The sequence below is a fragment of the Paracoccus sp. Arc7-R13 genome (assembly GCF_004010775.1).
GTDB classification, from domain to species: Bacteria; Pseudomonadota; Alphaproteobacteria; order Rhodobacterales; family Rhodobacteraceae; genus Paracoccus; species Paracoccus marcusii.
In genome coordinates, this window is the sequence record NZ_CP034810.1 from 116,304 (window position 1) to 135,223 (window position 18,920).

Sequence of the window (18,920 nt, forward strand, 5' to 3'; positions counted from 1 at the left end):
TCAATTATTGGAAACGCGGTGATGCCTTGTGCCGCCGATGCGGCGGGGCCACAGTCGCGCCATGACATCACCCCCCCGCATCCCCGCCCTGATCCTTGCCGGAGGCCGCGCGACCCGCATGGGCGGCGGCGACAAGCCCCTGATGGCGCTGGCCGGGCGACCGATGCTGGCGCATGTGCTGGACCGCCTGCGCCCGCAGGCCGAGCCGCTGGCGCTGAACGCCAACGGCGATCCGGCGCGCTTTGCCCGGTTCGGTTTGCCCGTGCTGCCTGACAGCCTGCCCGACCGCCCCGGGCCGTTGGCGGGGGTGCTGGTGGCGATGGATTGGGCGCGGGGCCTGGGGGCCGCGCAGGTGCTGACCGTGCCGGGCGATTCGCCCTTCCTGCCACCGGACCTGGTGGCGCGGCTGTGGGCGGCGCGGGGGCCCATGGGGTTTGCGCTGGCAGCGGGCGACGATCCGCAGGGGCCGCGCGAACATCCGACCTTCGGGCTGTGGCCCGTGGCGCTGCGCGACGACCTGGCCGCGACGCTGGCCGCGGATCAGCGCCGCGTCCGCCGCTTTGCCGAACGCCATCAGCCGGGGCGTGCGGTCTGGCCAGACGCGGTCTTTGCCAACATCAACACCCCCGCCGACTTGGCCCGGGCCGAGGCGCGTCTTGCCGCGCTTTGACCGGATCGTGGTCCTGGACTGGTCGGCGGCGGGACGCCCGACACGAGGGGCCGATTCGATCTGGATCGGTGACGACCGCGGCCTGCTGGCCAACCCGCCGACCCGGATGGAGGCCCACCACCTGCTGCAGAGATTGGCCGAACCGGGAACCCGGCTGTTGATCGGGGCGGATTTCGCCTTTGGCCATCCGTCGGGGCTGGCGCGCCAGATCACCGGACGGGCCGACGCGCTTGCGCTGTGGGACCACCTGGACGCGCAGCACAGCGACGACGCGCGCAACTGCAGCAACTATCGTGACGTGGCGGCGGGGCTGAACCGGGCGCTGGATGCGCCGGTCTTCTGGGGGGACGGGCGGCGGCTGCCCACGCCGGACCTGCCGCGGCTGAGGCCCCCGCCCCATCCCGACCTGGCACCGCACCGCGTGACGGAAACCCCAATTCCCGGAGGCCCGCGCCCGAAATCGCCCTTTCAGCTGGCCGGCGCGGGTGCGGTCGGCGCGCAGAGCCTGACGGGCATCCCCTGGCTGAACCGCCTGCGCCAGCGGGCGGGCACGGCGGTCTGGCCGTTCCAGCCATGGCAGGACGCGGAACTGGTGCTGGCCGAGGTCTATCCCTCGATGCTGGGGCGGCTGGATGTTGCGGGCTGGCCCTGCCTGGATGCGGCGCAGGTGGGGCTGCTGGCCCGCACCTTGCGCGCGCTGGACGACCGCGACGCGCTGGTGCCGATGCTGGCCCCCGACCCCCGCATCACCGATCTGGCGGCCGAGGGGCAGATCCTGGGGTTCGGCCATGACGCGGCCCTGCGCGCGGCGATGCCCCGGACGGGCGACGGGCCGATGCCCTAGGCCGGCGGCGCGGTGGACCGGCCGACGACCAGTTCGGCCTCCAGCAGCTCCTGCACCGGATCACCGGGACCGCCGGTGATCCGGTCGATCAGCAGCGCCGCACAGCGCGCCCCCGCCACCCGCACCGGCGACCGCATGGCGCTGAACACCGGCACCGCATCGCGGTTCGCGTAATAGGACAGGTCGTCGTCAAAGGTCAGCACCGACACGTCGCGGCCCAGGACCAGCCCCCTCTCCTCGATCGCCTGGCGCACGCCGGTTGCGATCATCGTGGCCGCGCACAGGAACGCGGTCGGCGCCTCGGGGCCCGCCAGCAGGGCGCGGGCCTGGGCATAGCCATAGGCGGCCGTCATCTCTCCGGTGGTCATCAGCGCGGGCCGCGGCGCATGGCCCGCATCGCGCAGCGCGCGCAGGTATCCGTCGCGGCGGCGGCGCGCGAAATCCAGCCGTTCGTCCCCGTTCAGCAGCGCGATGCGCAGATGACCAAGCTGCAGCAGGAACCCCGTCCCGCGTTCAAAGGCCCGCAGGTTGTTCACGTCCACCCAGCTGTAGGGACCGTCATGCCCGGTCACCCGCCCATGCACGACATAAGGCAGTCCGATCCGATCCAGCAGCGCGGGGCGCGGGTCGTCATGGCGCGGGAACTGCACGATCACGCCCCCGATCAGACCCTTTGACGACAGCGCGCGATAGGCGTCGGGCTGATCCTCCTCGGGGACGACGGTCAGGTTGATCTCGAACCGGCGGCGGGCGCATTCCTCGCCGACCCCGGCCAGGAAATCGGCATAGATCGGGTTCACGATCTCGTTCCGGCCGCCGATGGGGATCACGCAGCCGATGGTGCTGGCATGGCCCATCGCCAGAAAGCGCGCATGGGCGTTCGGCTGATAACCGTGCTGGCGGGCGGCGGCGACGAGGCGGGCGCGGGTCGCCTCGTTCACCTCGGGGTGGCCGTTCAGGGCGCGGCTGACCGTGGTCGCGGACATGCCCACCAGCTTGGCGAAATCCTTGAGCTTCATCGTCTGCACGGGCCATCGGGCTGCGGCGCGGTGTCGCGCCGGGATGCGGGGGCCCTATCCATGGCGCGAACGCGCGCCCATGGCAACCGCCGCGCCACCCTGCACGTTGACAAACGCGCACAACGCGCCAACCTGCACCCCGCGCCCCAGCAGAAAGCCCTGCCCATGCCGAACCGCACCCTTGCCCTTCTGGTCCTGCTGGCGGCGGTGGCCTTTGCCGTCTCTCCGCTGCTGTTCCCGGGCTTTGCGGGCTACGATCCCGACCGCTTTCCGATTCCCCAGCCGGACCCGCCGATCCAGCCTGCGGGCTGGGCCTTCTCGATCTGGGGCCTGATCTATCTGTGGCTGATCGCCGGCGCCGCCTTCGGACTGTGGCGCCGTGCCGACGACGAGGGCTGGCTGCCGCTGCGGGCGCCGCTGCTGGTCAGCCTGGTCGTCGGGTTCTTCTGGTTGCCGGTGGCGCAGCGCCTGCCGGGTCTGGCCACGCTGATGATCATTGCGATGCTGGTCAGTGCCATCGTCGCGATGATCTGGGCCGGTCGCCGCGACCGCTGGCTGGAGGGGCGGCCCATCGCGCTTTACGCGGGCTGGTTGACGGCGGCGTCGGGCGTGTCGGTTGGGATCTGGCTGGGCGGCCACGGCTGGCTGTCGGCCCAGACCGCCGCGATCCTGTGCCTGATCGCGGTCAGCGCGCTGGCACTGGCGGTCCAGTCGCTGCGCCCGCGCGAATGGGCCTATTCCGCGGCCGTGATCTGGGCGCTGGCCGGGATCGTCGTCGCCAACTGGGGCGCCGGAAACTGGCCCGTGATCCTGATCGCGACCCTTGGCGCCGCCGCGCTGGCGGGTCGCCTTGCCACCGCCCGATGAGTTGACCCGCACCCAAGGAGAAAGCCCATGAGACGCCGCCTTTTCCTGTCCCTTGCCACCGCCCTGCCCGCCCTGGGCCTGACCCGCGCGCGGGCAGAGGACGTGCCGCATTTCACCTTTCCGTCCGTCGACGGGGGCAGCTATGACACCGCCCACTGGCGCGGCAGCCCGGTGCTAATCGTGAACACCGCGTCCATGTGCGGGTTCGCGGGCCAGTTGGCCGACATGCAGGCGCTGCACGACGCCTATGCCCCGCGCGGGCTGGTGGTGCTGGCCGTGCCGTCGGACGATTTCAACCAGGAACTGGCCAGCGGCGCCGAGGCCAAGGAATATTGCGAGCTGCAATACGGGCTGACCCTGCCGATGACCGACATCCTGCACGTGGCCAAGGGGGACGTGCACCCGTTCTATGCCTGGGCGCGGGCGCAGACGGGATTCGTGCCGCAGTGGAACTTCAACAAGGTGCTGCTGGACCCGCAGGGCCGCATCGCGGGCACCTGGGGGTCGTTCGTCAAGCCGGGCGGGCGTCAGATCATGGGCGCCGCGTCGCCCTATCTGACCTGATCACCACGGCACCCGCGCGCCCTTCCAGTCCCAGAAGCTGCCGGTATCGTCGGTCGTCAGCCCGTCGATCACCGCCAGCAACGCCTCGGCGCTGCGGTCGGGGGTGATGGTCGGATAGCGGGAGGCGTATTTCGCGGTCAGCGGCGTCTCGACCGTGCCCGGATGCAGCGCGACCAGGATCGCGTGACGGTTCCGGCGGCGGTATTCGATGGATGCGGTGCGGATGATCTGGTTCTGCGCCGCCTTGGCCGCGCGATAGCCGATCCAGCCGCCCAGGTCGTTATCGCCGATCGAGCCCACACGCGCCGACAGCGACGCGAGCACCGCCCGCCGGTCCCGCGCCAGCAGCGGACCAAAGGCCTGGATCGCCAGTGCGACCCCGGTGGCGTTCAGCGCGAACTGTCGTGCCATGGCGTCCGCATCGACCGCGTCCAGCGACTTTTCCGGCTGGTGCCCGTCGATGACCAGCGCGCCCGTCGTGTTCACGATCAGGTCAAAGGACTGCCCCGCCAGCCGCGCGGCGTGTTCCGTGACCGTGTCGGGCCGCGTCAGGTCCATCCCGTCGGCGGATCGCGACAGGCCCGTGACCTGCGCCCCCTGCGCCTCCAGCCGCGCGGACAGCGCCCGCCCGATGCCGCCCGTCGCCCCCAGGATCAGCGCGCGCGTCACGATTTCACCTCCTCATAGGCCGTCAGGGCGCGGGCACGGCCCTCGGCCAGCGAGATCCGCGGCATGGCGCGTTTCGTCAGGTCAAGGTCCCAGACCCGCGGAATGGCCGCCGCGAATTCCCGGGCGCCGGGCGCGTCGGGGCGCATCCAGTGGTCCTGGTACTGGCTCTTGCCGTCGAACTTCTCGGCCTGTGTCTCCGGATTGAAGATCCGGAAATAGGGCGAGGCATCCGGCCCGCAGCCCGCCACCCATTGCCAGTTCATGGCGTTCGACGCAGCGTCCCAATCGGCCAGGCAATGTTCGAACCACGCAAGCCCCACGCGCCAGTCGGTCAGCAGATGTTTCGTCAGATAGCTGGCGGTGATCATCCGCACGCGGTTGTGCATCCGCCCCGTGACGTACAGCTCTCTCATCCCGGCATCGACGATGGGCACGCCGGTGCGGCCCCGCCGCCAGGCCTCGGCGTCGTCATTGTCGGCGCGCCAGGGAAAGTCGTTCCACTCCTTGCGCCAGCAGCTGCGGTCCATGTCAGGCGTCTCGAACATCAGCTCGCGCGCGAACTCGCGCCAGCAGACCTCGGACAGGAACGGCTCGATCCCCGGAATGCCCTGCTCGAACTCTCCGCGGCAGCGTGACCAGATGCGCCGGGCGCTGATCTCTCCGACGGCCAGCGCATCGGACAGGCCCGACGTGGCCTGGGGACGCCAGGGATGGTTGCGCTCCTGCTTGTAGCCTGCGACGTCGCCCGACATGAACTCCTCCAGCCGGGCATGGGCCTCCTCCTCTCCGGCGCGGACATGGGCGGCCATGACATCCCAGCCTCGGTCCATCGCGGCGCGCGCCTCGGGCCAGTCGGTGCCATCGCTGTCGGGCCAGGCATCGGGCGCGGACAGCGACGGTGGCGCCAGGGGCTGGGCGATGTCGACCTGGCGCACCGCCTTCCAGAACGGAGAGAAGACCTTGTAGACCCCGCCCGACCCGGTCAGCACCGACCCCCGCGGCACCAGGTCGGCCAGGTCGTGCAGATGCAGCCGCGCCCCGCCGCGTTCGACCACCTCTGCCAGCCCGTCGTCTGAGGCGAAGGGAAACCCCACCGTGGTGTGCACCGCATCGGCCCCGGTTTCCTGCAGGACCTGTTCCAGCACCTTGGCCGGATCACCCCGCCGCACGATTAGCCGGCTGCCGATCTTGCGCAGCGCGCGGTCCAGCGGCGCCAGCGCCATCGCTTGGCGCTGCGCGCTGGCGGGCCGGTCGCTTGCCTCGCGCGGGTCCAGGATCACCAGCGGGATCACCGCGCCCGCGGCGGCGGCCGCGACCAGCGCCGGGTGGTCGTCCAGCCGCAGAACCCGCCTGAACCAACAGATGACCGTCATCGCATTCTCCCTTGATGCCCGGATGATCACGCGCCAGCGGCGATATGGTTTCATCGCCCGTGCCGCGGGCAAAGAAAACGCGCGGCATTGTCACACCGGGCCGGGGTGGTATAGCTGAAACCCCGCCCGCCCATAAGGCCCACAGCCCTTGTCCGATCCCAGCTTTCCCCCCGGCTTCGTCTCGCTTGTCTCGGCGGGTCCGGGCGATCCCGACCTGCTGACGCTGAAGGCCGCGCGCAGGCTGGCCCATGCCGACGTGGTGCTGTTCGACGACCTGGCATCCGGACCGGTGCTGGACCATGCGGGTCCGCAGGCCGACCTGATCGCCGTGGGCAAGCGGGCGGGCCGCCCGTCGGCCAAGCAGGAAGCCGTGAACGCGCTGATCGTGCAGCATGCGCAGGCAGGGCGCCGCGTCGTGCGCCTGAAGTCGGGCGACAGCGGCATCTTCGGCCGGCTGGAGGAGGAGCTGGTGGCCCTGACCGCCGCCGGCATCCCGTGGGAGATCGTGCCCGGCGTCACCTCGGCCAGTGCCGCGGCGGCGGCGATGGGCATGCCGCTGACCCGGCGCCTGACCGCGCGGCGGGTGCAGTTCGTGACCGGTGCCGACATCACCGGCCAGCTGCCCGGCGACATCAACTGGGCCGCGCTGGCCGACCCGCTGACCACGACCGTGGTGTTCATGGGCCAGCGTAGCTTTCCCAAGATGGCACAGGGGCTGATCGACCACGGCCTGCCCCCCGAAACCCCCGCCCTGCTGGCCGAGGCCGTTGGCCATCCCGGCCAGCGCCTGCTGCCCGGAACGGTGGCGTCGCTGGCCGATCTTCTGTCGCGCGACGGGCCGGCCAGCCAGCCGGGGCTGATCCTCTATGGGCCGCTGGCGCTGCCCGCCTGAGGGTTCCCGCCCCGGCGCGGGCCTTTGCCTAAAATTCACGTCAAGCAAGACTGGCCAGGCGGCGCGGTTAAGACCATCTTAACACCTGCCCCCTGTTCCCGGCGCCGATGGCCGGACAACCCGCAGTATTGCCATGATCGTGTATCGCCACGTGACGACCTTTGGCGTCACGGAACAACGCTGGCTGTCCAATCTGACCGACCTCGAGATCGTCGAGGCCGACGGCCGCCTGCTGCTGGTGGCGGCGAACCAGGTCCGGGGCGGGATCAGCACCTATGCGATCAGCGACCCCGCGGCCCCCATCACCATGCTGCGCACCCGCCCCTATCTGGCCGACTTCACCTATCAGGGACCGCCGCAGATCACCGCGATCCACATGGGCGGCGACACGCTGATCCACGTGGGCCAGATGGGCGGGGCCAGCAACCTGGGCGTGACGCTGCGCGGTGACATCGGGGCGATGTCGACCTTTGGCTGGCTGTTCGGCACCAGCCTGGGTCCGCAGGTGACGGCCCTGGGCCAGGTGGACACGGGCCAGGCGCAGGTGCTGTATTCGGCGCAGGGCGGCGGGCTGACGCTGACCACCCACCGGATGGGCGCGGACGGCGCGCTGGTCCGGGCAGGCCAGGCCACCATCGCCACCCCGGCGGGCACGACCGACGCGAACCTGGACAAGATCACCGATGTCAGCGTGGACGGGCAGCGGATCCTGATCTCGATCTCGGGGAACGGGAACTTCATCGCGACGCATCTGGTGTCGGCGTCGGGCGCGCTGACGCCGGGCATGGTGCACGGGGCGGACCGCGGCACCGGCTATGACGTGCCATCCGACGTGGATGCGGTGCAGTTCGGCGGCCGCACCTATGTGGTGATGGCGGCGACGGGGTCCGGGACGCTGACCGTGTTCCGCCTGACCGCCGACGGGCGGCTGACCACCGTCGACCATGTCCTGGACGAGGGGTCGACCCGGTTCCAGAACGCCACCGCGCTGGAGACCGTGGTCCTGGGCGGGCGGGCCTTCGTCTTTGCAGGCGGGGCCGATGACGGGATCAGCGTGTTCACCATGCTGCCCGACGGGCGGCTGCTGCACCTGACCACCATCATCGACACCGACGCGATGACCCTGGCCGATGTCACCGACATCGAGGCGCGGGTGATCGACGGCCGCATCCTGCTGTTCGTCGGTTCCGGGACCGAGACGGGCGTGACGCAACTGGTCTTCGAGCCCGGCCCGATCGGGGCCACGGCCACGGCGGGGGCGGGCACCGCGCGTGGCGGCACCGGGGGCGACTTGCTGGTCGCCGGCGCCGCCACCACCCGGATCGAGGGGGGCGACGGCAACGACATCCTGGTCGCGGGCGCGGGCCCGGTGACCCTGGTGGGCGGCGCGGGGGCCGACATCTTCGTGCCGTCGCGGGTGACCGGGCGGATCACCATCCTGGACTATGACCCCGCGGTGGACCGGCTGGACATGTCGATGCTGGGCAACATCCGCAGTGTCTGGCAACTGCGCTTCATCCCCACGGCGAACGGGGTGATGATCATCTATGGCGACACCATCCTGGACATCACCACCCGCACCGGGCGCGGCCTGACCGCGGCCGATTTCTCGAACGCGCTGTTCCCGGTGGGCCACTATCTGGCGCCCGAAACCGACCCCGTGGTGACGCCCCCCGTCCCGCCCCCCTCGACCGAGGCGCTGTGGATCTTCGGTACGTCGGACGCCAATCACCTCATCGGCGGGGCTCGGCGCGAACAGATCATGGCCGGGGCGGGCAACGACACCGTCTCCGGCGGCGCGGGCGACGACACCTTGCGCGGAGAGGCGGGCAACGACTATCTGCGCGGCGGCGACGGCCATGACAGCCTGCATGGCGGCCCGGGCCGCGACACGCTGTTCGGGGATGCGGGCGACGACCTGCTGCACGGCGACGATGACGACGACCTGCTCTATGGCGGCGACGGAACGGACACGCTGCATGGCGATTCGGGCAACGACACGCTGTATGGCGGGGCGGGCAACGATCGGCTGTCGGGGGGCGACGGCAACGACGTGCTGTCCGGAGAGGCGGGCAACGACTGGCTGGAGGATCTGTCCGGCAACAACCGCCTTCTGGGCGGGGACGGTGATGACACGCTGATCGCCGGGGCCGGGATCGACTACCTGGACGGCGGCGCAGGCCATGACAGCCTGCAGGCGGGCGATGGGCGCGACACGCTTTTGGGCGGGGATGGCGACGATCGGCTGTTCGGCGATGGCGGCGATGACCTGCTGATCGGCGGGGTGGGCAACGACCACCTGGAGGGGGGCGACGGCACAGACCGCCTGTCAGGCGGCACCGGCCGCGACACCCTGCTGGGCGGGGTCGGCGACGATGTCCTGGAGGGAAACGAGGATGACGACCAGCTCGACGGCGGCGAGGGCAACGACACGCTGTTCGGCGGGACGGGGGGCGACCGCCTGCTGGGCGGTGCCGGGCATGACGTGCTGTGGGGCGGTGACGGCAACGACATGCTGTGGGGCGGCGATGACCAGGACACGTTGTGGGGCGGTTGGGGCTGGGACACGCTGTACGGCGATGGCGGCAACGACGTCCTGAACGGCGAGGGCGGCAATGACATGCTGTTCGGCGGCATGGGCGACGACCGCCTGTTCGGCGGATCCGGCAACGACCGCCTGTTCGGAGAGGACGGCAACGACCTGTTGATCTCGATGGTCGGATGGAACGTGCTGGACGGCGGCACGGGCAATGACACGCTGACCGCCGGGATCGGGCGCGACCGCCTGATCGGCGGGGTGGGCAATGACGTCCTGCAGGGCGGAGCGGGCGACGACACGCTGGATGGCGGGGCGGGCAACGACCACATGAACGGCGGCCCCGGGCATGACCGCATGTTCGGCGGCACGGGGTTCGACCTGCTGATGGGGGGCGGCGGCAACAACGTCATGTCCGGCGGCATGGGCAACGACACCCTGCTGGGCGGCGGCGGCAACGACTGGATGAACGGCGATCTGGGCAATGACATCCTTCGCGGCGGGGCCGGCAACGACCGCATGTCCGGCGGCGCGGGGGCAGACCGCCTGTTCGGAGAGGCCGGCAACGACCGCATGTTCGGGGATGCCGGCGACGACGTCATGGATGGCGGCATTGGGGCGGACTGGCTGGTCGGCGGGCTGGGCAACGACCGCCTGAACGGCGGCTGGCACAACGACACGCTGGACGGGGGTGTGGGCAATGACTGGCTGTCCGGGGGGCCGGGCAACGACCTGCTGCGCGGTGGTCCGGGGGCGGACCGGATGCTGGGCGGGCCGGGCAACGACGTGCTAGTCGGCGGGACGGGCGGCGATGTGATGCAGGGCGGCATGGGGCGCGACACGTTCCGGTTCTTCGGCGCGATGGACAGCCCGCGCCGTGCCCCCGACCTGATCACCGATTTCCGGACGGGCGAGGATCTGCTGGACCTGCGCGCGATGAACCTGACCTATGCCGGATCGGGCGGGCATCAGGGCCAGCGATCCCTGCGGTGGGAGCATGTGGGCCAGCAGACGCACCTGCTGATCGACGTGAACGGCGACCGACAGGCCGACATGCTGATCCGGCTGGACGGTCGGCTGTCGCTGGACGGCGACGACTTCCTGCTCTAGCGCGCCAGCCGCGCCGCGGCCCAGGACGCGGCCTCGGCCACGACCGGATCGGCGTCCCCGGTCAGTCCCCGCGCCACGGGTGCCAGCGCGGCGTCGCCGGAATTGCCGATCGCGTACAGCACGTTCCGGACAAAGCGGTCGCGCCCGATCCGCTTGATCGGCGACCCCGAAAACCGCGCCCGGAACGCCGCGTCGTCCAGTCCCGCCAGCTCCGCCAGCGGCGGCGCATCGATGATCCCGCGATAGCGCATCTCGGAGCCTGCCTGCGCGAACTTGTTCCACGGACAGACCGCCAGGCAGTCGTCGCAGCCATAGATCCGGTTGCCCATCAGCGCCCGCAGGTCGGGGTCCACCGGCCCCTTGTGCTCGATCGTCAGGTAGGAGATGCAGCGCCGCGCATCCAGCTGGTAGGGCGCAGGAAAGGCCCCGGTCGGACAGACGTCCAGACAGGCGCGACAGGACCCGCAATGACTGACCTGCGGCACGTCCGGTGGCAGCGGCATGGTCGTGAAGATTGCGCCCAGAAAGAACCAGCTGCCCAGATCGCGCGATAAAAGGTTGGTGTGCTTGCCCTGCCAGCCCAGGCCCGCGGCCTGCGCCAGGGGCTTTTCCATCACCGGCGCGGTGTCGACAAAGACCTTGATCTGGTGCCCCGACTCGGGCGCCGTCTCCAGCAGCCAGCGCCCCAACCGCTTCAGCCGCTTCTTGACCAGGTCGTGGTAATCGCGCCCCTGCGCATAGACGCTGACGGCGGCGCGGTCGCGCTGATCCAGCACCGCCAGCGGATCGCCCTCGGGGGTGTACAGCTCGGCCAGCATCACCACCGACCGCGCCTCCGGCCACAGCGCCGCCGGGTCGCCGCGCCAGCTCATCCGTTCGGCCATCCAGCCCATCTGCCCGTGCCGCCCCTGGGCCACGAAATCCGCCAGCCGCCCGGCCAGCTCCGGCACGCCGTCCGGCCGCATGACGCCCATCGCGGCAAATCCCACTGCGCGCGCCTCGGCCTGCATCCGGGCCTTCTGCTTTGCCCAAATACCCCGGGGGGGATCGCCGTCAGGCGATGGGGGGCTGGCCCCCCCGCCCTCAGCCGAAGTCAAGCTCGGCATAATGCGGAGCGGGATGGATGCCCGGCACCTGGTCGGCCAGGACCGACCGGAACGCGGGGCGGGACTTGATGGTCGCATACCAGTCGCGCAGACCTTCGGACCGGTCCCAGTCCACGTCCGAGATGTAATCCAGGCACGAGAAATGCGCGGCCGCCGTGAAATCCGCCAGGCTCAGCGTGTTGCCCGCCAGCCAGCGCCGCGTCTCCAGCAGGGACGACAGATAGTCGATGTGGTCCTTGACCGCGCGCAGCCCGTCCTTGACCACGCGGCTGTCAGGATACCCCGACCGGGTGATCTTCTTCCAGACGCGCTCGTTCAGGATGGGCTGGGTGACCTCGGTATGGAACTTGTCGTCGAACCAGGCGCACAGGCGGCGCACCTCGTGGCGCTCCAGCGGGGTCTGCGGCATCAGCGACGGGGCGGGCACCGCCTCGTCCAGGTATTCGATGATCGCCTGGCTTTCCGCCAGCAGGTTGCCGCGATAGCGCAGCACCGGCAGCTTGCCTGCCGGGTTGCGGCGCTTCAGATCGGGCGATCCCTCCCAGTACCGCTCCTCGACCAGTTCGACCTCGATCTTCTTCTCGGCCAGGACCAGCCGCACCTTGCGGCAGAACGGGGACAGGGCGGTGTGGTACAGTCGCGTGGTCTGCGTGTTGGTGTTCATGGCTGCTCGAGACCTTCTTCTTATTGTCGCAACGCCCCGTTGATACGCCCCGACCCCGCCGCTTTCAACCGCAGCCATCAGAAGCAGGCGGCCCGCCCGTCCCGCGCGATCGTCTCCGCCCCGTCCAGGATGGCCCGCGACCGCGCCGACGGCCCCGACGGGCTGCGCTGGCGCGGGTTGGGCAGGACGGCGGCCAGGCGCGCGGCCTGCACCAGGGTCAGCCGGTCGGGGGTGGTGCCGAAATGGTCGCGCGCCGCGGCATGGATGCCGAAGATGCCCGGCCCGAATTCGGCCAGGTTCAGATAGACTTCAAGGATGCGGGCCTTGGACCACAAGGCCTCGATCTGCGGCGTCAGGATCGTTTCGGCGGCCTTGCGCGGCCAGCTGCGCGTCTGCCACAGGAACGCGTTCTTGGCGGTTTGCTGGGTGATCGTGGACGCCCCCCGCGACGACCCCGACGCGACCACCTTGCGGATCTCGACCATGTCGAAACCCCAGTGACTGCAGAAATTCGCGTCCTCGGCCGCGACCACCGCGCGGCGCATCACGGGGGCGATGTCCGCCAGCCGCGTCCATTCGCGCGGGGTCAGCGGGTGCTGGCGCGCGGCGCCGACCATCGTCCAGGTATGCGGCGGGTTCACGACGCCATAGATCGCCACCGACCCCAGCATCACCAGCACCGCCCTCAGCGCCAGAAAGCGCAGCCAGAACATCGGCCTGCCGCGCCTGCGGGCGGATCGGGCCGGTTCGGTCTTGGGGGGGTGGGCGCGGCGCAGGATCATGCCCGCATGTCTCATGGTGCGGCGCTTTGCGTCAAGCGCACCTTGCCAGCCGCGCGGCCCCGCGCCACCCTGCCCGCGAACAACCGCCCCGAGGATGCCATGACCCGACGTGCCGCGCCGATCCTGCCCCTGCTGCTGGCCCTTGCCGCCCCCGCGCTGGCACAGCCGATGCTGTCCCTGCCGCTGGCGCCCGATGCCACCATGACCAGCGTCACGCATGATTGCGACGACGGGCGTCAGGTGGCAGTGACCTATGTGACGTCGGGGGACGATGCCTTGGCGCTGGTCACGCTGGAGGACGGCCCGCGGATCTTCGTCAACGTGATCGCGGCATCGGGCGCGCGCTATGTGGCCGGGGCGCTGGAATGGTGGACCAAGGGCGACCAGGTGACGTTCACCGACGCCATGTCGGACGCGGACCCCGTCACCTGCACCGCCCGGCCTTGAAACGCAGCGCGGCCCCGCAAGGGGGCCGCGCCGGATGTCATTCCGCGGGAACCGCGCGGGTCTGGTCCACCGCCTCGATGGGGTGGGACAGGTGCTGCAGCATCTCCTTGGGGCAGACCTGCAGGAAGTTGCCCTTCTCGCGGTCCCAGTTCGACAGGATCTCGTCGGCGCGACGCGAGCCGGTCTCCTTGAGGTGCCGTTCGATCAGGCCCTTCAGCTGATCCTCCCAGTGGTCCTGGGTCACCGCGCACATCACCAGCGTTTCCGGGTTGATGTAGTCGCGCGCCAGCCCCTCGGGGTCGTACAGATAGGCCATCCCCCCGGTCATGCCCGCACCGAAGTTCGCGCCGATCCGGCCCAGAATGACGGCCACGCCGCCGGTCATGTATTCGCAGCCGTTCGACCCGCAGCCCTCGATCACCACGCTTGCACCGCTGTTGCGAACCGCGAACCGCTCGCCCGCCCGGCCCGCCGCGAACAGATGCCCGTTCGTCGCGCCATAGAGGACCGTGTTGCCGATGATCGTGTTGTCGGCCGCGACCAGCGGGCTGGCCATCGGCGGCCGCACCACGATGGTGCCGCCCGACAGACCCTTGCCGACATAGTCGTTGGCATCGCCCGAGACCTCGATCTTCAGCCCCGGGGCCGCGAAGGCGCCAAGCGACTGCCCGGCGCTGCCGGTCAGGCGGATCGTCAGGTGGTCGGGCTGCAGGTTGTTGCGCATCCCGAACTTCTGCACGATCAGCGACGACGTGCGCGTCCCGATGGTGCGGTGGGTGTTGCGGACCGCATAGGACAGCTGCATCTTCTCGCCGTCCTCGAAGAAGCGTGCGGCGTCCTTGACGATTTCCGCATCCAGCGTGTCCAGCACGGCATTGCGCGGCTTGGTGCGGTCATAGACGATCTTGTCCGCGCCATCGACGGTGATCAGCAGAGGGTTCAGGTCCAGATCGTCCAGGTTCGCCGCACCCCGGCTGACCTGGGTCAGCAGGTCCGCACGGCCGATGATCTCGTCGATCGAGCGCGCCCCGATGGATGCCAGGATCTCGCGCACCTCCTGGGCATAGAAGGTGATCAGGTTCACCACCTTGTCCGCCGACCCGGTGAACATGGCGCGCAGCTTCTCGTCCTGGGTGCAGACGCCCACCGGGCAGGTGTTCGACTGGCACTGGCGGACCATGATGCAACCCATCGCGATCAGCGCGGCGGTGCCGATGCCGTATTCCTCGGCGCCCATCATCGCCGCCATGACGATGTCGCGGCCCGTGCGCAGACCGCCATCGGTGCGCAGCGTCACCCGCTCGCGCAGGCGGTTCATGGCCAGGACCTGATGCGCCTCGGTCAGGCCCATCTCCCAGGGCAGACCCGCGAACTTGATGGACGTGGCGGGCGAGGCGCCCGTGCCGCCATTATGGCCGCTGATCAGGATCACGTCGGCCTTGGCCTTGGCCACGCCCGCCGCGATCGTGCCCACTCCGCTGCTGGCGACCAGCTTGACGGTGATCTTGGCGCGCGGGTTGATCTGCTTGAGGTCATAGATCAGCTGCGCCAGATCCTCGATCGAATAGATGTCGTGATGCGGCGGGGGGCTGATCAGCGTCACGCCCGGCGTCGAGTGACGCAGACGCGCGATCAGCTTGGTGACCTTCATGCCGGGCAGCTGGCCGCCCTCGCCGGGCTTGGCACCCTGGGCGACCTTGATCTCCAGCTCCTCGCAGGCGTTCAGGTATTCGGCGGTGACACCGAAGCGGCCGGAGGCGACCTGCTTGATCTTGGCGCAGGGGTTGTCGCCATTGGGCAGCGGGTGGCTGTGCGCCGGGTCCTCTCCGCCCTCGCCCGAATCGGACTTTGCGCCGATCCGGTTCATCGCGATGTTCAGCGTCATGTGCGCCTCGGGCGACAGCGCCCCAAGCGACATGCCCGGCGTCACGAAGCGCTTGCGGATCGAGGTGATCGATTCGACCTCCTCGATCGGCACCGGCTTGCCGAAGGGCTTGATGTCCAAGAGATCGCGGATGTGGATCGGCGGGTTGGTCCGCATCGTGGCGCTGAACTGCTTCCAGATGTCATAGGACGCCTTTTCGCAGGCCACCTGCAGCAGCTTCATGGTATTGGCTTCCCAGGCGTGCTTTTCACCCGTCCGCCGCAGCTTGTAGAAGCCGCCGACCGGCAGCATGTCCACGTTGTCGGTGCGGAAGGCGACCCGGTGCAGCGCCTCCAGCTTGGCCTGCAGCCCGTGCAGGCCGATGCCCGAGATCCGCGACTGCATGCCGGGGAAATATTCCGCGACCATGGCGCGCGACAGGCCCACCGCCTCGAAGTTCAGACCGCCCCGATAGGACGACAGGACCGAGATGCCCATCTTGGCCATGATCTTCAGCAGGCCCGCGTCGATGGCCGTGCGATAGCGGCGCATGTTCTCGACCAGGGTCCCGGTCAGCAGCCCGCGCGCGATCCGGTCGTCGATCGAATCCTGCGCCAGATAGGGGTTCACGGTCGTCGCGCCGCAGCCGATCAGCACCGCAAAGTAATGCGGGTCGATGCATTCCGCCGACCGCACGTTGACCGAACAGAAAGTCCGCAGGCCCTTGCGGGTCAGCCAGGAATGCACTGCGCTGGTCGCCAGGATCATCGGCATCGCGACCCGACCAGGGCCCTGCGCGTCGTCAGACAGCACCAGATGGCCCGCGCCCGACCGCACGGCATCCTCGGCCTCGGCGCGGATGCGTGCCAGACCCTCACCCAGGGCGTCCGGCCCCGCGCCTTCGGCAAAGGTGCAGTCGATGACGGTGACGGTGTCGCCGAACATCTTGACCATCTCATCGTATTCGCCGTTGGCGATGAACGGGCTCTCCAGCACCACGATCTCGGTCTGGGCACTGCTTTCGTCCAGCACGTTCTTGAGGTTGCCGAAGCGTGTCTTGAGGCTCATCACCCGCGTCTCGCGCAGGCTGTCGATCGGCGGGTTCGTCACCTGGCTGAAGTTCTGGCGGAAGAAATGGCTCATCGGGCGGTACTGGTTCGACAGGACCGCAGGCGGCGTGTCGTCACCCATCGACGCGATGGCCTCCTTGGCATCCTCGGCCATGGGGGCCAAGACATGCTCCAGATCCTCATGGGTGAACCCGGCCGCGCTCTGCCGGCGGCGCAGGGCGTCGCCCTGATACCGCACCACCTCGGGCAGGTCGCGCATGATGTCATTCAGCTCGGTGACCTTCTCGATCCACTCGCCAAAGGGCTGGCTGCCGGCCAGGCGGTCCTTGATATCGGTGTCGTGGTACAGCTTGCCGTCCCACATATCGACCGCGATCATCTGCCCCGGCCCCAGCGCGCCCTTTTCGCGCACGCCGGTCTCGTCCACCGGGACCATGCCGACCTCGGAGCCCGCGATCAGCAGGTTGTCGCCCGTCACGACATAGCGCATGGGGCGCAGCCCGTTGCGGTCCAGACCGCCGCAGACCCAACGCCCGTCGGTCATGGCCAGCGCCGCGGGGCCGTCCCACGGCTCCATCACCGCGTTGCAATAGGCGTACATGTCCGCCCAGGCCTTGGGCATGTCGGTGGTGGCCTTGGACCAGCTTTCCGGGACCAGCATCGTCTTGGTCATCGGCGCGGACCGCCCGGACCGCACCAGAACCTCGAACACCGCATCCAGCGCCGCCGAATCCGACGACCCGGCGGGCACGATCGGCTTGATATCCTCGGCCGCGTCGCCAAAGGCCGACGATGCCATGCGGATCTCGTGGCTGCGCAGCCAGTTCAAGTTGCCCTTCAGCGTGTTGATCTCGCCGTTATGGGCCAGCATGCGGAAGGGCTGGGCCAGCCACCATTGCGGGAAGGTGTTGGTTGAATAACGCTGGTGATAGATCGCGAAGGCCGATTCAAATCGCTCGTCCTTCAGGTCGGGATAGAATTCGGCGACCTGCTCGGCCAGCATCATGCCCTTGTAGATGATTGACCGGCAGGACAGCGAACAGAAATACAGCTCGCGCACCTGCGCCGCGATGGCGGCCTTCTCGATGCGGCGGCGGATGATGTACAGTTCGCGCTCGAAGCGGACCTGGTCGATGTCCTTCTCGCAGCGGATCAGGATCTGCTCGATCTCGGGGCGGGTGGCGTTCGCCTTCTCGCCCAGCACGGCGGTGTTCACCGGCACATGGCGCCAGCCATAGATATAGTGCCCCATCCGCAGGACCTCGGATTCCACGATGGTCCGGCAGGCCTCCTGGGCGGCAAAGTTTGTGCGCGGCAGGAACACCTGGCCGACCGCGATCAGCTTGTTCTGATCGGGTTCGTGTCCCGTGCGGCGCACCTGGTCATAGAAGAACGGCACCGGGATCTGGACGTGGATGCCCGCGCCGTCGCCGGTCTTGCCATCCGCATCCACCGCGCCGCGATGCCAGATGGCCTTCAGCGCGTCGATGCCGTTCTGCACGACCCGGCGGCTGGCCTTGCCGTCCAGATCGACCACGAAGCCCACGCCGCAGGACGAATGCTCGTCCTCCTCGCGGTACAGGCTGTTCTGGTCCATCCATGCGCGGCGGGCTTCTTCCTGTGCTTGCCAGTCCATGGTCATGATGCGGCCCTTTCCTGCGGGATCTGCGTCAGCAACTGATCGCAGTCGAATTGTGGGGTTGTGGAACCGAACCCGGCCTCGCCGGGAAAGGTGAACAGCACGGGGCTGTCGTCGGTCTCGGTCTTGGCGCCGGTCCAGTCGCTGCCGGTCTCGGTCCCGCCATAGAAGCGGTTGAACTCGCGGCTGATGTACTGGCTGCCCTCGCGGGTGATTAGAACCTCGCCGCCGGCGTCGCGGGTGGTCAGCCGGAAGCGGGTCCGTTCCAGTGCCTGGCCATCGATCGTGACGGTCTCTCCGGTCAAGGTGTCGGCGCCCTGGTGGTGCAGCCGCTGGCCGTCATCGGTTTGGGTCCAGAAGTCGAAATCATCGCGCCCCGTGGCCAACAACTCGCTGAAGCTGGCATGGTCATCGGCCTCCTCGACCAGCCGGTCGATCAGGCCGGACGACATGCTCTGGCTCTCGATCCAGCGGGTCTCAGCGTCGATGGTGGACAGGTGGTACAGCCCCTCGCGCCCGAAATGGGCGCTGTGCTGATACCCTTGGGGATCTGCACTGCAGGTATAGTACTGGCTGACGGTGCAGCTGCGGTTCTGCACCGTGACGTTCAGCGTGCAGCCCGCGGGCGGCGTGAAGCTGGCCGCCCCCGCCTGCCCCGCCGCCAGCATCCCGCCCGCCAGCACCAGAAGCGTCAACAGGCCCGACATGATCCCGACAGCGGGGACGGCCCGCGCCGCCGCTGCTCCATGCCGCCGTCCGCACGCTGCACGCCCCGTGTCATGGTGGTGCGCCATCGCCCTGCAC

The 18,920-nt window shown here is 69.4% G+C and carries 15 protein-coding genes; 7 read left to right on the plus strand and 8 right to left on the minus strand.

Features of this window, described 5'->3' with window-relative positions; all coding sequences use genetic code 11:
* The first annotated feature begins 61 nt into the window (after positions 1-61).
* Entirely contained in the window at positions 62-670 is a 609-nt protein-coding gene (gene mobA, locus EOJ32_RS00645) for a molybdenum cofactor guanylyltransferase MobA (protein ID WP_127897368.1), read from the plus strand.
* Positions 657-1,514, plus strand: coding sequence for a hypothetical protein (locus EOJ32_RS00650; protein WP_127897369.1), 858 nt, complete (start codon positions 657-659; stop codon positions 1,512-1,514). The genes mobA and EOJ32_RS00650 overlap by 14 nt, the downstream gene beginning before the upstream one ends.
* Here EOJ32_RS00650 and EOJ32_RS00655 read toward each other — a convergent pair.
* Complete coding sequence (locus EOJ32_RS00655; RefSeq protein ID WP_046001216.1) at positions 1,511-2,533, minus strand: LacI family DNA-binding transcriptional regulator; 1,023 nt, start codon at positions 2,531-2,533, stop codon at positions 1,511-1,513. The genes EOJ32_RS00650 and EOJ32_RS00655 overlap by 4 nt on opposite strands.
* A gap of 60 nt (positions 2,534-2,593) precedes the next feature.
* On the opposite strand from EOJ32_RS00655, the gene EOJ32_RS00660 reads away from it, so the two are divergent.
* Both EOJ32_RS00660 and EOJ32_RS00665 read left to right on the plus strand, forming a co-directional pair.
* Positions 2,594-3,400: a tryptophan-rich sensory protein gene (locus EOJ32_RS00660; protein ID WP_341872765.1), complete on the plus strand. Its 807-nt coding sequence runs from the start codon at positions 2,594-2,596 to the stop codon at positions 3,398-3,400.
* 27 nt (positions 3,401-3,427) lie between these two features.
* Positions 3,428-3,964, plus strand: a complete 537-nt coding sequence (locus EOJ32_RS00665; protein WP_045982546.1) for a glutathione peroxidase — start codon at positions 3,428-3,430, stop codon at positions 3,962-3,964.
* Here the strand turns inward: EOJ32_RS00665 and EOJ32_RS00670 are convergent, their stop codons facing one another.
* Together EOJ32_RS00670 and EOJ32_RS00675 are read right to left on the minus strand one after the other, a co-directional pair.
* On the minus strand, positions 3,965-4,633 hold the full coding sequence (locus tag EOJ32_RS00670) for an SDR family NAD(P)-dependent oxidoreductase (RefSeq protein WP_127897370.1): 669 nt from the start codon (positions 4,631-4,633) through the stop codon (positions 3,965-3,967).
* The gene (locus tag EOJ32_RS00675) at positions 4,630-6,006 is read right to left on the minus strand and encodes a deoxyribodipyrimidine photo-lyase (protein ID WP_127897371.1); all 1,377 of its coding nucleotides are present in this window, start codon (positions 6,004-6,006) and stop codon (positions 4,630-4,632) included. The genes EOJ32_RS00670 and EOJ32_RS00675 overlap by 4 nt, the downstream gene beginning before the upstream one ends.
* A 148-nt stretch (positions 6,007-6,154) precedes the next feature.
* Between EOJ32_RS00675 and cobA the strand changes: the two genes are divergently transcribed.
* Both cobA and EOJ32_RS00685 read left to right on the plus strand, forming a co-directional pair.
* Positions 6,155-6,898 carry a uroporphyrinogen-III C-methyltransferase gene (cobA, locus tag EOJ32_RS00680; protein ID WP_127897372.1) on the plus strand — a complete coding sequence of 248 codons (744 nt, stop codon included), beginning with the start codon at positions 6,155-6,157 and terminating at the stop codon, positions 6,896-6,898.
* A gap of 133 nt (positions 6,899-7,031) precedes the next feature.
* Positions 7,032-10,544 carry a calcium-binding protein gene (locus EOJ32_RS00685; protein WP_240542463.1) on the plus strand — a complete coding sequence of 1,171 codons (3,513 nt, stop codon included), beginning with the start codon at positions 7,032-7,034 and terminating at the stop codon, positions 10,542-10,544.
* On the opposite strand, the gene queG is transcribed toward EOJ32_RS00685, so the two are convergent.
* The 3 genes from queG to mtgA form a co-directional block, all read right to left on the minus strand.
* Positions 10,541-11,554, minus strand: a complete 1,014-nt coding sequence (gene queG, locus EOJ32_RS00690; RefSeq protein WP_240542464.1) for a tRNA epoxyqueuosine(34) reductase QueG — start codon at positions 11,552-11,554, stop codon at positions 10,541-10,543. The two genes, EOJ32_RS00685 and queG, sit on opposite strands and share 4 nt — an antisense overlap.
* Positions 11,555-11,627: 73 nt before the next feature.
* On the minus strand, positions 11,628-12,314 hold the full coding sequence (locus EOJ32_RS00695) for a glutathione S-transferase family protein (RefSeq protein ID WP_045982541.1): 687 nt from the start codon (positions 12,312-12,314) through the stop codon (positions 11,628-11,630).
* A 77-nt stretch (positions 12,315-12,391) separates the two neighbouring features.
* Positions 12,392-13,111 (minus strand): monofunctional biosynthetic peptidoglycan transglycosylase, encoded by a 720-nt coding sequence (mtgA, locus tag EOJ32_RS00700; RefSeq protein WP_127897374.1) that lies wholly within the window; start codon positions 13,109-13,111, stop codon positions 12,392-12,394.
* Positions 13,112-13,195: 84 nt separating this feature from the next.
* Here mtgA and EOJ32_RS00705 point away from each other — a divergent pair, with 84 nt between their 5' ends.
* The gene (locus EOJ32_RS00705) at positions 13,196-13,543 is read left to right on the plus strand and encodes an MliC family protein (RefSeq protein WP_164871361.1); all 348 of its coding nucleotides are present in this window, start codon (positions 13,196-13,198) and stop codon (positions 13,541-13,543) included.
* 37 nt (positions 13,544-13,580) lie between these two features.
* Here EOJ32_RS00705 and gltB read toward each other — a convergent pair whose 3' ends face one another.
* Positions 13,581-18,113, minus strand: a complete 4,533-nt coding sequence (gene gltB, locus EOJ32_RS00710; protein ID WP_164871460.1) for a glutamate synthase large subunit — start codon at positions 18,111-18,113, stop codon at positions 13,581-13,583.
* A gap of 2 nt (positions 18,114-18,115) precedes the next feature.
* Positions 18,116-18,823, minus strand: coding sequence for a hypothetical protein (locus EOJ32_RS00715; RefSeq protein WP_127897377.1), 708 nt, complete (start codon positions 18,821-18,823; stop codon positions 18,116-18,118).
* Between the last annotated feature and the right edge of the window lie 97 nt (positions 18,824-18,920).

Coding starts and splice junctions, on each gene's coding strand:
- EOJ32_RS00685 (WP_240542463.1), top strand. CDS start 7,032: ATGATCGTGTATCGCCACGTGACGACCTTTGGCGTCACGGAACAACGC.
- queG (WP_240542464.1), bottom strand. CDS start 11,554: ATGCAGGCCGAGGCGCGCGCAGTGGGATTTGCCGCGATGGGCGTCATG.
- EOJ32_RS00695 (WP_045982541.1), bottom strand. CDS start 12,314: ATGAACACCAACACGCAGACCACGCGACTGTACCACACCGCCCTGTCC.
- EOJ32_RS00675 (WP_127897371.1), bottom strand. CDS start 6,006: ATGACGGTCATCTGTTGGTTCAGGCGGGTTCTGCGGCTGGACGACCAC.
- mobA (WP_127897368.1), top strand. CDS start 62: ATGACATCACCCCCCCGCATCCCCGCCCTGATCCTTGCCGGAGGCCGC.
- EOJ32_RS00660 (WP_341872765.1), top strand. CDS start 2,594: ATGGCGCGAACGCGCGCCCATGGCAACCGCCGCGCCACCCTGCACGTT.
- mtgA (WP_127897374.1), bottom strand. CDS start 13,111: ATGAGACATGCGGGCATGATCCTGCGCCGCGCCCACCCCCCCAAGACC.
- EOJ32_RS00715 (WP_127897377.1), bottom strand. CDS start 18,823: ATGTCGGGCCTGTTGACGCTTCTGGTGCTGGCGGGCGGGATGCTGGCG.
- EOJ32_RS00665 (WP_045982546.1), top strand. CDS start 3,428: ATGAGACGCCGCCTTTTCCTGTCCCTTGCCACCGCCCTGCCCGCCCTG.
- gltB (WP_164871460.1), bottom strand. CDS start 18,113: ATGGACTGGCAAGCACAGGAAGAAGCCCGCCGCGCATGGATGGACCAG.
- EOJ32_RS00705 (WP_164871361.1), top strand. CDS start 13,196: ATGACCCGACGTGCCGCGCCGATCCTGCCCCTGCTGCTGGCCCTTGCC.
- EOJ32_RS00655 (WP_046001216.1), bottom strand. CDS start 2,533: ATGAAGCTCAAGGATTTCGCCAAGCTGGTGGGCATGTCCGCGACCACG.